Raw genomic sequence first — 12,092 nt, 5'->3', positions numbered from 1 at the left:
ACGACGAGCGACACGGTGAGCGCCCCGGTGACGACGGGCGACGCGGTGCCGGCGGCGGGCGGCGGGGTGACCGCCCCGGTGACGGCGGGCGACGCGGTGCCGACTGCGGGCGACGCGGTGCCGGCGGCGGGCGGCGCGGTGCCGACTGCGGGCGGCGGGGTGGCCGCCGACCCGTGGTGCGACCGGTGCGGCGAGCCGGCCGGCGCCGGTGCCCACGCGGCCTGCCGGGCGGCGCGCGAGCTGGAGCCCCCGCGGTACTGCGCGCGCTGTCGCCGCCGGATGAAGGTGCAGGTGCTGCCGGTCGGCTGGGCGGCGGTCTGCGTCGAGCACGGCGAGATCCGGGGCTGAGGGGGATGCTGCGGGGCAAGGCGGTCACGCTGCGTCCGGCCACCGCGGCCGACGTGCCGGCGCTCGCCGCGATCCGCGCCACCCCGCAGGTCCGACGCTGGTGGCGCGGCGGCGACGACCTCGCCGCGGCCGTGCGGGCCGACCTGGCCGACGACGACCTGTCGGTGTACGCGATCGAGCACGACGGCCGGGTGGTCGGCGCCATCCAGTGGTACGCCGAGGACGACCCGGACTACCGGCACGCCAGCCTGGACGTCTTCCTCGACCCGTCGGTGCACGGCCGGGGGCTCGGGCCGGACGCGATCCGCACCCTGGTCCGGCACCTGGTCGAGGCGCACGGGCACCACCGGTTCACCATCGACCCGGCGGCGGCGAACACCCCGGCCGTGCGCAGCTACGCCAAGGTCGGCTTCCGTCCCGTGGGCGTGCTGCGCCGCTACGAGCGCGGCGAGGACGGCCGCTGGCACGACGGGCTGCTGATGGACCTGCTCGCCGACGAGCTCACCGACTGACCGCCCGGCGTCGGCGCCGGCGCCACCACAACACCGCCCCGGCGACCCCGCCGACCATCAGCAGCACCGGCACAGCCGGCAGCAGCAGGAGCGGCCGGGCCGGGAACGGACGCGGGTCGGGGGCCCTGCCGCCGAACCGGCCGGCCTCCATCAGGACGCGCGCCACGTCCATCGCCCGCACGCCGTCGGGCGGGTCGAGCAGCACCTGGACGCGCCCCTCGGGGCGCAGCGACACCAGCTGGACGTGGCCGGTCTCCCGGTAGCCGGTGTCGTCCCACTCGTTGCCCTCCCCCATGGTCATGCCGGGCTCCGGGACGTACCGGAGCGCAACCATGGCACGGCCGTTGCTCCAGCCCAGCGCCCGCAGGGCCTGCCCCTGGACCGGGGGCACGGCGGGGCCGATGCCGTCCCCGCCGGTCGCCGCGTCGACGTAGCCGGTCCGCCAGGTGCGGGCGGCCCGCTGGTCGGCGTCGCACCAGCTCCGGCAGCCGTCGAGACGGAAGACGGCGACCGCCGAGCCGTCGGGGGTGAACGCGCCGACCCCGGCGAGCCGCTCGTCCGGCCCCAGCTCGCGGGACCAGGCGACCGTGCCGGCGCGGTCCAGCATGGTCAGCTCGCCGCCGGCGGCGACGGCGATCCGAGTGCCGTCCGGAGAGAACGCGGCCAGCGACCCGGTGCGCAGGCTCCACCGGTCGCCGAGGTCGCCCCCCACCCGGCGGCTGGCACCGGTGGCCAGGTCCAGCAGGAGCAGCCGGCTGGGGCGTACCCCGTCGCCGTCCGGGTCGCCGTCGTGGTGGTGCAGCACGAGCAGGGCGTCGCCGCCCGGGGCCCAGGCGACCGGCGTGGTGCAGCAGGTGCTCTCCGCCCCGCCGGCGAAGGACCGCCGGTCGCCGGTGGTGAGGTCGGTGACGTGGACCCACCCGTCGGCGGAACCATCCGCGACGTACCGGCTGTCCGGAGAGAGCAGCACGTCGACCCCGGCGCTGCGCTCTGCGTCGCCGTAGAGCATCATGCGGTACTTCCCACCCATGCCGAGCACCGCCACCTTGCCCTCGTGGTCGATCGGGTCGATGCCACGCAGGCCAAGGTGGTCGCCGCCGCTGAACAGCAGCGACGCCCGGCCGGGCGGATCCTGCTCGACGGTCGCCTGCCACATGTACGGCAGCCCGATCCGGTGCGGCACGGCGGCGGGCACGGCGCCCGTCATCGACCGCTGCTCGACGGTGCCGAGCGTCACCGGCACGCCGAGGGCGCAGGCCAGCACCACCACCAGCGACGCCACGGCGGCCCGCCGCCGCGCCCGCCGCCGCAGCCGCCGTCCCGCCGTCCACGGGTCGTCGCCCAGCCGGACCGGTGGCATCCGCTCGCCCAGATCCCGCAGCACGTTCCGCAGCTCCTCGCCCATCACGCCTCCCCCGCCGTCGCGCCGACCAGCTCGGCCAGTTCGGGAGCGTGCGTACGCAGCCGCGCCAGCGCGTCCCGGGTCTGGCTCTTGACGGTGGAGACCGAGCAGCCGAGCGTCTGGGCCGTCTCCACCTCGGTGAGGTCCTCGTAGAAGCGCAGCACCAGCACGGCCCGCTGCCGGGGCGCCAGCCGGGCCAGCGCGGCCCGCACCACCAGGGCGCGGGCGACGTCGGCGCTGCCGTCCGGCAGGGCCCGCTCCGGCGGCTCGGCCCGCAGGTCCACGCCCCGCCACCGGCGCCGCCACAGCGACACGTGCTGGCTGTACATGGTGCGCCGCACGTACGGGTCGGGATCGCCGGCCGCGCTGATCCGCTCCCAGTGCCGGGCGACCCGCACCAGGGTGAGCTGGACGAGGTCCTCGGCCTGGTGGCGGTCTCCGGTCAGCAGCCACGCCGCGCGGGACAGCGCCGCGATGCGCCCCGACACGTACGCGCGGAACGACTCCTCAGGGTCCACACCCCACCTCCCGACCGGGACCACGCGCGGCGACGCCCCGACGGGTGGGTCCGGTGGGAGATTTTCTCAGCCGTCCCAGACGAGGTCGCCGCCGTCGAGCCGGCGGGCGCCAGCAGCGGGCCGGTGCGGGGCACGCCGCCCGTCGGGCATCAGGTGGACCACCGGCACGCCGCGCCCCAGCGCGGCCACGTCGGCGACCAGCCGCCGGTGGCAGCGCCACCAGACGCTCTCGCTGCACATCACCGCCGTGGCCCGGGCCGCCGCGTCGGCGAGCACCGCGTCCAGCGCCGCCCGGAAGTCGGCGGTACGGGTGTACGCCGCGTACGCCCGGAAGGCGGCAACGGTCCACCAGGTGTCCGGCTCGGCGGTGCCGGCCGGGGTGTGCCGCCGCCCGCCGAGGCGCTGCTCCCAGCGGTAGTCGATCCCGGCCGCCGGCAGCCAGCGTGCCAGCTCCTCCCGGCGGACGTCGGGGTTGGTGCGGCTCGCGGGGAACCGCCGCACGTCCACGACGAGGGCGATCCCGGCGCCGGCGAGCAGTTTGCCCAGCCGCGTCCGGTCCGCCGCCCCGTGCCCCACCGTCAGCAGCTCCACGTGGAGGGGATGCCCCGAATCCTGGACAGTTACCGTCCTCGGGAAACGGAAGCTGTCCAAGATCCGCAGGCCGGGCGGTCGGGCATCCGGCGGCGCGGGGCCGGGCGGGCGGCGATGGTGGGACAGATGTGGCCCAGCCTTCCCGCCGACGAGGCCGACGCGCTCGACTGGCTGGCGTTCGACCAGGCCGGCGTCGTCACCACCGCCCAGGCGACCCGGCTGCTGACCGAGGGCACCGTACGCGGACACGTCCGCTCCGGGCGCTGGCGCTCCATCTGCCGGGGCGTCCTGCTCACCGGCAACGGCCGGCTGACCCGGGACCAGCAGTTGTGGGTGGCCGTGCTCGCCACGGGTCCCGGGGCCGTGCTGGCCGGGGCGACGGCTGCCGCCGAGGCGGGCGTACGCAGGCTGCGGCCCGAGCCGCTGCACGTGCTCGTGCCGGCGCACCGGCGGGCGGGCCGCACGGTGTTGGGCCGGCTGCCGATCGACATGCCGGCGGTCGTCGTGCACCGCACGTCGGTGCTGCCGGCGGCGCATCTCCAGCGCGCCCGTCCGCCGCGGACCTGCACCGCCCGGGCACTGGTGGACGCCGCCGGCTGGTCCCGTACGGTCGATCAGGCGCAGGCGACGCTGGCGGCGGGCTGTCAGCAGCGACGGGTCACACCGGACGAGTTGTCGGCCGTGGTGGAGGCGCTGCCCCGAGCCCGTCGGCGGGCGTTGATCCGGCAGACCGTGGCCGACATCTCCGGCGGTGCGGAGGCGCTCTCGGAGCTCGACTTCGTCCGGCTCTGCCGCCGCCACGGCCTGCCCGCGCCCGGTCTCCAGCAGCGGCGCGCCGACGCCTCCGGGCGCATCCGGTGGCTCGACGCGTACTGGCGGGAGTGGAGGCTGCACGTGGAGATCGACGGGGCGCACCACATGGACGTCCGGCACTGGGCGGCCGACATGAAGCGCCAGAACGACGTCTGGACCTCCGGGGACCGCATCCTCCGTTTCCCGGCGTGGCTGGTCCGCGCCCGCCCCGACGAGGTCGCCGACTCCGTCCGCCGTGCCCTCATCGCCGCCGGCTGGCGACCCGCGACGTAAATCTTGGACACTTCCCGCACTCGGCGAACGGCAACTGTCCAAGATCCGCGCGACCGGCGAGCGTCAGGGGACGGTGAAGGGGTGGCGTGTGAGAGAGGCCGGCGGGCTGGGGCCCGGGGCGGTGTGGGTGCCGTGACGACCGGCCAGGATGAACCGGTCCCGACGCGGGCGCCCGAACGGAGCGTCCGCGGGGCCGATCGCGTTACGTCGACACGCCTGCCGACGGTGAGGAATTCCGACACCGAGCCGCTCGATCTCGCCGCGTCGCCGCTGCTCAGGCCGATCGACCGATGTCCACGACCGTCACGCATTGTGCGATCATGTGCTGTCCCCTCGATCAACTCCGGAGGAGTCCTCATGGCACACCGTCGGCGCGTGGCGCGCGCTGCCGTTTCCACAGCCGCCGCCACGGCCCTTCTCGCGCTCGCCACCCCGGCCTGGGCGTCGAGCACCACCCAGATCAACCCCGACCACAAGGACAAGACCGCCGCCGGCTTCCCCACGCAGAAGTGCGACGACGAGCGCTTCGACGACCTCGCGGCCGGTCAGGACGGGTGGCACTTCGTGCTTCCCGGCGGCGAGAAGGCCGGGAGCTTCGAGAGCATCACCCTGACCTTCGACAACGGCACCGGCCCGGTGACCGTGAAGGTGCCGGACGCCTCCGACGCCTACCCCGACTACCTCTACTCCGCGGGCGGCCGGGTCATGCACGCCTACGTGTTCACGCCGGCCGGATGGAAGCTGGTCGACGGCACCGCCACGATCAGCGGCAAGGCCAGCAAGTTCAACCTGAGCCACACCTGCGCCGGCACCGCCCCGACGCAGTCGCCGACCCCCAGCCCGTCGGCGTCGACCTCCCCGTCGCCCTCGACCTCGACGTCGCCCTCGACGTCGGTGTCCCCGTCGGAGTCCACCTCCCCGAGCGGGTCCGTCTCGCCGTCGGAGTCGGTCTCGCCGTCGACGTCGGTCACGCCGTCGGAGAGCACGGGCGGCAGCGGCGGCGGTGACGACGAGGAAGGCGGTCTGCCGCTGACCGGCGTGGCGACGACCAGCATCGCGCTGGGCGGCCTCGTCCTGATCGGCGGCGGCGCGCTGCTGATGCTGCGCCGTCGGCGCGACAACGTCACCTTCACCAGCTGATCTCACCCAGCGCCCGACCGGCCGCCGGACACCTCGTCCGGCGGCCGGTCGCCGTTTCGGTCCGGCCAGCCGCCGTTGCGCCCGTCGGCCAGCGCCACTTCCGGCCCGACGGCCAGCGCCACTTCCGGCCCGACGGCCAGCGCCACTTCCGGCCCGACGGCCAGCGCCACTTCCGGCCCGACGGCCAGCGCCACTTCCGGCTCGACGGCCGGCGCGTCGAGCCGCCGGAACCGCTCGCGCCCGGTCTGGCGCCGGTCGGCTCCGACGAGCACTGACGGCAGGCCCGGTGGGCGCCGCCGGACGCTCATCACATCATCTAAGCCTATGGATACCTTGCCCGCGTACACCCTGCTCAGGGACGTGGTCGACGGCCGGGAGGTCGCGCCACGGCCGGCCGGGCGCGGGCCGGGCGTTCCGGCATACGAACGTACGGTTGCCGCGCCGCTTTCCGGCGCGCGACAGTACCCGACACCAGCGGTGCCATCGACGCCGCCGCTCCCCCGGCCACACCCTGAGGAGATCGCGATGGCTCTACGACTTGCCGACGGCACCGCCTGGTCCGACACTCTCGCCCGCGCGGTGGCCGCCGCGCCGGAGGCGTTCGGCACCCCGGTCGACGGCGTCACCACGCTGCACAACCTCGTGCGCGGCGACTGGCACGCGGTGGGCACGCCCAGCCCGGTCCGCACCCCGGTCGACAACACGATCCTGATCAACCTGCCCCGCCTCGACGCGGAGACCGCCCGCGCCGCGGTCGCGCACGCCGCCGCCGCGCACCGCGCCTGGGCCGACACCCCGCTCGCCGAACGCAAGGCCCGGGTCACCGACGCGCTGGACGCCCTCACCGCCCACCGCGACCTGCTCGCCCTGCTGCTGGTCTGGGAGATCGGCAAGCCGTGGCGGCTGGCCTGCGCCGACGTGGATCGGGCGCTGGACGGCGTCCGCTGGTACGTCGGCGAGATCGACCGGATGCTCGCCGACGGCCGGGAGCCGCTGCCCGGGCCGGTCAGCAACATCGCGTCGTGGAACTACCCGATGAGCGTGCTCGTGCACGCCGAGCTGGTGCAGCTGCTCGCCGGCAACGCGGTGATCGCCAAGACCCCGTCGCAGGGCGGCGCGGTCTGCCTCACCGTCGCGCACGCCCTGATGCGCCGGGCCGGGCTGCCCGCCACGCTGGTCTCCGGCGGCGGCGAGGAACTCTCCGAGGTGCTCGTCCGGGCCCCGGAGGTCGGCGCGGTGGCGTTCGTCGGCGGTCGTTCCAACGGCGGCAAGGTGGCCGCCGCGCTGCTCGACTCCGACAAGCGGCACTTCATCGAGCAGGAGGGCCTCAACGCCTGGGGCATCTGGGACTTCTCGCAGTGGGACCTGCTCGCCGGGCACCTCAAGAAGGGCTTCGAGTACGGCAAGCAGCGCTGCACCGCGTACCCGCGCTTCGTGGTCCAGCGGGACCTCGTCGACGAGTTCCTCGACATGTACCTGCCGGTGGTGCGCTCGGTCCGGTTCGGACACCCGCTCGCCGTCGGCGACGACTGGACCGCCGGGGACCCGCTGCCCGAGCTGGACTTCGGCCCGCTGATCAGCGCCGCCAAGGCCGACGAGCTGCGCCGCAAGGTCGACGAGGCGGTACGCGGCGGCGCGGTGCCGCTGCACCGGGGCAAGCTGGCCGGCGCGCCGTTCCTGGACGGGCAGGACACGTCCGCGTACGTGGCGCCGTCGGTGCTGCTGGCCCCGCCCGGCCGGTCCCGGCTGATGCACGCCGAGCCGTTCGGCCCGGTCGACACCATCGTGGTGGTGGACACCACCGACGAGCTGCTGGCCGCGATGAACGCCTCCAACGGCGCGCTGGTCGCCTCGCTGGCCTGCGACGACGAGGAGCTGGCCGGGAAGCTGGCGGTCGACCTCCAGGCGTTCAAGGTGGGCATCAACAAGCCGCGTTCCCGGGGCGACCGGGAGGAGCCGTTCGGGGGCCGGGGCGCCTCCTGGAAGGGCGCCTTCGTGGGCGGCGACCTGCTGGTGCAGGCGGTCACCCAGGGCGGCGACGGTCGCCTCTATGGCAACTTCCCCGACTACAGCAGCTACCCGACCACCTGAGGTGCAAGGAAGGGGCCCTTCCTATACCGGAGGCGTTAACAAGGGCCCCTTCCTTTCACCGCGGGTGCCGGCGGCGAGCGGGACGGTGAGGGTGAGCAGGGCACCGTCGCGCTCGGTCGGCGTGGGCCGGCCCAGCCGCCGCAGGACGCGCAGCATCGGGGCGTTCTCCGCCTGGACGTGCAGCACCAGGGCCGCGTACCCGGCGTGCTCGGCGTGCCGGACCAGCCGGCGCAGCAGGGCCGAGCCGAGTCCTCGCCGCTGCCAGTCGTCGCGGACCAGCAGCGCCACCTCCGCCTCGTCGCCCTCGGCGAGCAGGTTCGCCATCGCCACCACCGACTCCCCCGACCCGGCGTCGCCGCCGGCCGTGGCGAGCAGGGTGAGGCCCCGGGCCGGCTCCAGCATCCGGCGCAACCGGGTGGGCGAGGGCAGCGCCGCCCCGCCCAGGTAGCGGCGGTGCCGGCTGCGCGCCGAGCAGCGCTCGTGCAGCTCGACCACGCCCGGCAGGTCGTCCGCGCCCGCCGGCCGTACGGCCGCCTCGGCACCGTCGGGCAGGACCAGGGTGACCTGCTCGGCGGCCCGGCGGGCAACGGTGGCCGACAGCTCCAGCAGCGCCTGGGCCCGGGCGTACTCGGCCGGGGTGAAGTCGGGGGCGGCGCGGCGCAGGATGAACGCGCCGCCGCCCGGGTCGGCCAGCAGCATGGTGGTGCCGGTGATCCCGGCACCCGCGCCGGCCGGCGCGGGCCGCCAGGTGACGGTGTCCGCGCCGAGCAGGGTGCGCAGGGCCTCCCCGGCCGCGTCCGGGTCCCGCACGAGGCGGTTGGCCAGGCCGAGCACCCGGGTGGGCTGGTCGGCCAGCCCGCGCGCCTCGCTGCGCGCGACCCAGCAGTCCCGGCCCCGCCCCCGCTCCACGGCGGCGACGAGGTCGGCCTCGTCGAGCGCGTCCGGCGCGTCGACCAGGAAGTCGTCGACCGCGCCCCGCTCGGTGGTGTGCACCTGCACGGCGAGGATGTTCACCCCGCGTAACGCCAGGCTGGCCGTGAGCACCGACAGGTAGCCCGGCCGGTCGTCCACGGTCGCCCGGATCCGCCACAACGTCATGGTTGCCTCCCTTCCCCGTACGACCCTCGCCGCTGGCTGTTGCGGGCCGGTTGCCCGGCGGTGACGGCTCCGGTCCGGCCGCCGCGACGTGCGCCACACCGCCCGCCGCGCGGCGGGCTCAGGGCTTCGCGACCACCGGCGGCGCGCCGACCAGGTCGAGCCGGTCGCCGAGGATCACCGCGCCGGCCCGGACGAGCTGCGCCAGCCGGTCCACCTCGGTGGCGTGGAACGCCGCCGGGGCCGGCGTCCCGGTGCGCTCGCGGGCCACCACCAGCACCAGGCCGGCCCGGCCGAACGGCGCGACCGCGAAGTGTCCACCGTCGGGCGCGGTCATCGCCCGGGCGCGCAGCGGGGTCACCTCGGGCAGCCGCGTCGGTACGGGCGCGCGCCAGCTCGCGTAGCCGACGGTCGCCTCCCCCGTGGTGCCGGTCCGCGCGGCCCAGTCCACGGGCACCGCCGCGGCCACGGCCCAGTCGGCGGCGAGCAGCCCGGGCACGGCGTCGACCAGGGTGGCCACCCCCTCGGCGGGGTTCGCCGCGACCTGGGCCAGCAGTTCGGCGTCCTGCCCGGTGGTGGTGGGCGCGCCGATCGCCCGCCACACCCCGTCCACCCGGACCCCGGGGATGGCCGCCAGCCCGGCCAGCAACCGCTCCACCCGCGCCGCGCCCGGCCAGACCACGGTGAAGTCGTCCACCGCCCGCCCGCCGAGCCGCTCCAGGACGACCACCTGGACGATGTCCGCACCGGACACGCCCATGGTGCGCGCCACCTGACCGAGCGTGCCCGGACGGTCCGGCAGGGTGACCCGAACTCGCAGCAACATGTCTGAACCCTCCGCTCGGCGGGCCGGCACCGCTGGCCGGCAGGCTGGGCACCAGCCTGACCCGTGGTCGTTTCGCCCCTGTTGCCGCGGCATGTCCCGAGGGTCACATCCGACCTTGACAACCTGGCGAAGCTGCCATCAACTAGTCGGATGACCGAGCCGGCCGTCGAGGCGCACGGGCCGGGGAACGGCTCCGCCGCCTCGCCCCGCGGGTTGGACCTCGACCGACTCGCCGGCTACCTGGCGCGGCACCGGCCCGAGCTGGCCGACGGTCCGCTGCGGGCCCGGCTGATCGCCGGCGGCAAGTCCAACCTGACCTACCTGCTGCACGCCGGCGGGCAGGAGGTCGTGCTGCGCCGCCCGCCGCTCGGGCACGTGCTGGCCACCGCGCACGACATGGCCCGGGAGCACCGGGTGATCTCCGCGCTGGCGCCGACCGACGTGCCGGTGCCGCGGGCGCTGCTGCTGTGCGGGGACCCCGAGGTGATCGGCGCGCCCTTCTACCTGATGGAGCGGGTGCGCGGCGAGGTGTTCCGCACCCGCGCCCAGACGGACCCGCTCACCGCCGGCCAGCGGCGGGAGCTGGCGATGGCGATGATGGACACCCTCGCCGCCCTGCACGCCGTCGAGCCGGCGTCGGTGGGGCTGGGCGACTTCGGCCGGCCGGAGGGCTACCTCGCCCGGCAGGTCCGCCGCTGGTCCGGCCAGCTCGACCGCTCCCGCAGCCGGCCACTGCCCGGCATCGAGGAGCTGCGCGACCGGCTCGCCGCCACCGCGCCGGAGGGCGCCAACGCGGGCCGGATCGTGCACGGCGACTACCGGCTGGACAACCTCCTCGCCACCGTCGACCCGGTGGCCGTCCGGGCGGTGCTCGACTGGGAGATGGCCACCCTCGGCGACCCGCTGGCCGACCTCGGGCTGCTGCTGACCTACTGGGACGTGCTCGGCGGCAGCGACTCGGCCGCCGGCAACCCGGTCGCCGACGGGCTCGGCCCGCGCGCCGGCTTCCCCACCGGCTCGGAGCTGATCGAGCGGTACGCCGGGCGCGGCGACGTCGACGTCGGGCCGCTGCACTGGCACGTCGCGCTCGGCTGCTTCAAGCTCGCGGTGATCTGCGAGGGCATCCACTACCGGCACACGCTCGGGCAGACGCTCGGCGAGGGCTTCGACCGGATCGGCGACATGGTGGCACCGCTGGTCGAGCACGGGCTGACCGCCGCCGGGGAGCGGTGATGGACTTCGCGTACGACGCCCGCACGGAGACGCTGCGGGCCGAGCTGACCGACTTCCTGGAGCAGCACGTCCATCCCGCCGAGCCGGTGCACGCCGCGCAGGTCGCCGCCGCCGGTGACCCGTGGGCACGGCCGCCGGTGCTGGCGGAGCTGAAGGCCGAGGCGCGCAGGCGCGGCCTGTGGAACCTCTTCCTCCCCGACCCGCGCCACGGCGCCGGGCTGACCAACCTCCAGTACGCCCCGCTGGCCGAGCTGACCGGGCGCAGCCCGCACCTCGCGCCCGAGGCGGTCAACTGCGCCGCGCCGGACACGGGCAACATGGAGCTGCTCGCCGAGTTCGGCTCGCCGGAGCAGCAGGAGCGCTGGCTGCGGCCGCTGCTGGAGGGCGAGATCCGTTCGGCGTTCTGCATGACCGAGCCGGAGGTCGCCTCCTCGGACGCGACCAACATCGCCACCCGGATCACCCGGGACGGCGACCACTACGTGGTCAACGGGCGCAAGTGGTGGTCGTCGGGGGCGATGGACCCGGCCTGCGAGATCTTCGTCGTGATGGGCAAGACCGACCCGGGGGCCGACCGGCACCGGCAGCAGAGCATGGTCCTGGTGCCGCGGGACACGCCCGGTGTCACGGTGCGCCGGGGCATGACGGTGTTCGGCTACAGCGACGCCCCGCACGGCGGGCACGCCGAGATCGACTTCGTCGACGTCCGGGTGCCGGCGGAGAACCTGGTCGGGGCGGAGGGCGGCGGCTTCGCGATCGCCCAGGCCCGGCTCGGCCCCGGCCGGATCCACCACTGCATGCGGCTGGTCGGCATGGCGGAGCGGGCCCTGGAGCTGCTCTGCCGGCGGGTCACCGAGCGGGTCGCGTTCGGCCGGCCCCTCGCCGAGCAGGGCGTCGTCCGCGAGTGGATCGCCGAGTCGCGGGTGCGCATCGAGCAGGCCCGCCTGCTGGTGCTCAAGACCGCCTGGCTGATGGACACCGTGGGAAACAAGGGCGCGCACACCGAGATCCAGGCCATCAAGATCGCCACGCCGGCGATGGCCGAGTGGGTGATCGACAAGGCCATCCAGGCGTACGGCGGTGCCGGCGTCAGCCAGGACACCCCGCTGGCCGCCCTCTGGGCCCAGGCCCGCACCCTGCGCCTGGCCGACGGCCCGGACGAGGTGCACCGAGCCAGCCTCGCCAAGCGCGAACTCCGCCGCCACCCCCCTCCCCAGCCCTAACCCCACCCACCCCACCCACACCCCCAC

General features: G+C 75.7%; 13 protein-coding genes. 7 read left to right on the top strand and 6 right to left on the bottom strand.

Annotated elements, in window-relative coordinates:
* Positions 1-117 precede the first annotated feature (117 nt).
* Together bsaP and ACZ6Q9_RS08945 are read left to right on the top strand one after the other, a co-directional pair.
* Positions 118-348: a biotin synthase auxiliary protein BsaP gene (bsaP, locus tag ACZ6Q9_RS08950; RefSeq protein WP_396828416.1), complete on the top strand. Its 231-nt coding sequence runs from the start codon at positions 118-120 to the stop codon at positions 346-348.
* A 5-nt stretch (positions 349-353) separates the two neighbouring features.
* The gene (locus tag ACZ6Q9_RS08945; protein WP_393265189.1) at positions 354-860 is read left to right on the top strand and encodes a GNAT family N-acetyltransferase; all 507 of its coding nucleotides are present in this window, start codon (positions 354-356) and stop codon (positions 858-860) included.
* On the opposite strand, the gene ACZ6Q9_RS08940 is transcribed toward ACZ6Q9_RS08945, so the two are convergent.
* The 3 genes from ACZ6Q9_RS08940 to ACZ6Q9_RS08930 all read right to left on the bottom strand — a co-directional run bounded on the left by ACZ6Q9_RS08940 (position 850) and on the right by ACZ6Q9_RS08930 (position 3,371).
* The gene (locus tag ACZ6Q9_RS08940; protein WP_396828070.1) at positions 850-2,265 is read right to left on the bottom strand and encodes a WD40 repeat domain-containing protein; all 1,416 of its coding nucleotides are present in this window, start codon (positions 2,263-2,265) and stop codon (positions 850-852) included. The two genes, ACZ6Q9_RS08945 and ACZ6Q9_RS08940, sit on opposite strands and share 11 nt — an antisense overlap.
* Complete coding sequence (locus tag ACZ6Q9_RS08935) at positions 2,265-2,780, bottom strand: SigE family RNA polymerase sigma factor (protein ID WP_393452120.1); 516 nt, start codon at positions 2,778-2,780, stop codon at positions 2,265-2,267. The genes ACZ6Q9_RS08940 and ACZ6Q9_RS08935 overlap by 1 nt, the downstream gene beginning before the upstream one ends.
* 66 nt (positions 2,781-2,846) lie before the next feature.
* Positions 2,847-3,371, bottom strand: coding sequence for a DUF488 family protein (locus tag ACZ6Q9_RS08930; protein WP_396828072.1), 525 nt, complete (start codon positions 3,369-3,371; stop codon positions 2,847-2,849).
* 126 nt (positions 3,372-3,497) lie between these two features.
* On the opposite strand from ACZ6Q9_RS08930, the gene ACZ6Q9_RS08925 reads away from it, so the two are divergent.
* Together ACZ6Q9_RS08925 and ACZ6Q9_RS08920 are read left to right on the top strand one after the other, a co-directional pair.
* A complete protein-coding gene (locus ACZ6Q9_RS08925) occupies positions 3,498-4,457 on the top strand; it encodes a hypothetical protein (protein ID WP_396828074.1) in 960 nt (319 codons plus the stop codon).
* Between the two features lie 375 nt (positions 4,458-4,832).
* Entirely contained in the window at positions 4,833-5,597 is a 765-nt protein-coding gene (locus tag ACZ6Q9_RS08920; RefSeq protein ID WP_396828076.1) for an LPXTG cell wall anchor domain-containing protein, read from the top strand.
* A 2-nt stretch (positions 5,598-5,599) separates the two neighbouring features.
* Here the strand turns inward: ACZ6Q9_RS08920 and ACZ6Q9_RS08915 are convergent, their stop codons facing one another.
* A complete protein-coding gene (locus tag ACZ6Q9_RS08915) occupies positions 5,600-5,944 on the bottom strand; it encodes a hypothetical protein (protein ID WP_396828078.1) in 345 nt (114 codons plus the stop codon).
* Between the two features lie 178 nt (positions 5,945-6,122).
* Between ACZ6Q9_RS08915 and ACZ6Q9_RS08910 the strand changes: the two genes are divergently transcribed.
* A complete protein-coding gene (locus tag ACZ6Q9_RS08910) occupies positions 6,123-7,688 on the top strand; it encodes an aldehyde dehydrogenase family protein (RefSeq protein WP_396828080.1) in 1,566 nt (521 codons plus the stop codon).
* 21 nt (positions 7,689-7,709) lie between these two features.
* Here ACZ6Q9_RS08910 and ACZ6Q9_RS08905 read toward each other — a convergent pair whose 3' ends face one another.
* Positions 7,710-8,786, bottom strand: coding sequence for a GNAT family N-acetyltransferase (locus tag ACZ6Q9_RS08905; RefSeq protein ID WP_393452106.1), 1,077 nt, complete (start codon positions 8,784-8,786; stop codon positions 7,710-7,712).
* Between the two features lie 118 nt (positions 8,787-8,904).
* Positions 8,905-9,609, bottom strand: a complete 705-nt coding sequence (locus ACZ6Q9_RS08900; RefSeq protein WP_393452104.1) for an ACT domain-containing protein — start codon at positions 9,607-9,609, stop codon at positions 8,905-8,907.
* Between the two features lie 150 nt (positions 9,610-9,759).
* On the opposite strand from ACZ6Q9_RS08900, the gene ACZ6Q9_RS08895 reads away from it, so the two are divergent.
* Entirely contained in the window at positions 9,760-10,842 is a 1,083-nt protein-coding gene (locus ACZ6Q9_RS08895) for a phosphotransferase family protein (protein ID WP_393265211.1), read from the top strand.
* The gene (locus ACZ6Q9_RS08890; protein WP_396828083.1) at positions 10,842-12,065 is read left to right on the top strand and encodes an acyl-CoA dehydrogenase family protein; all 1,224 of its coding nucleotides are present in this window, start codon (positions 10,842-10,844) and stop codon (positions 12,063-12,065) included. Before ACZ6Q9_RS08895 ends, ACZ6Q9_RS08890 begins: the two co-directional genes overlap by 1 nt.
* Positions 12,066-12,092: the final 27 nt, after the last annotated feature.

Source organism: Micromonospora sp. NPDC049139, from assembly GCF_055586845.1.
Note: the sequence above shows the minus strand (reverse complement) of the source record. Positions and strands in the feature narration are given on the sequence as shown.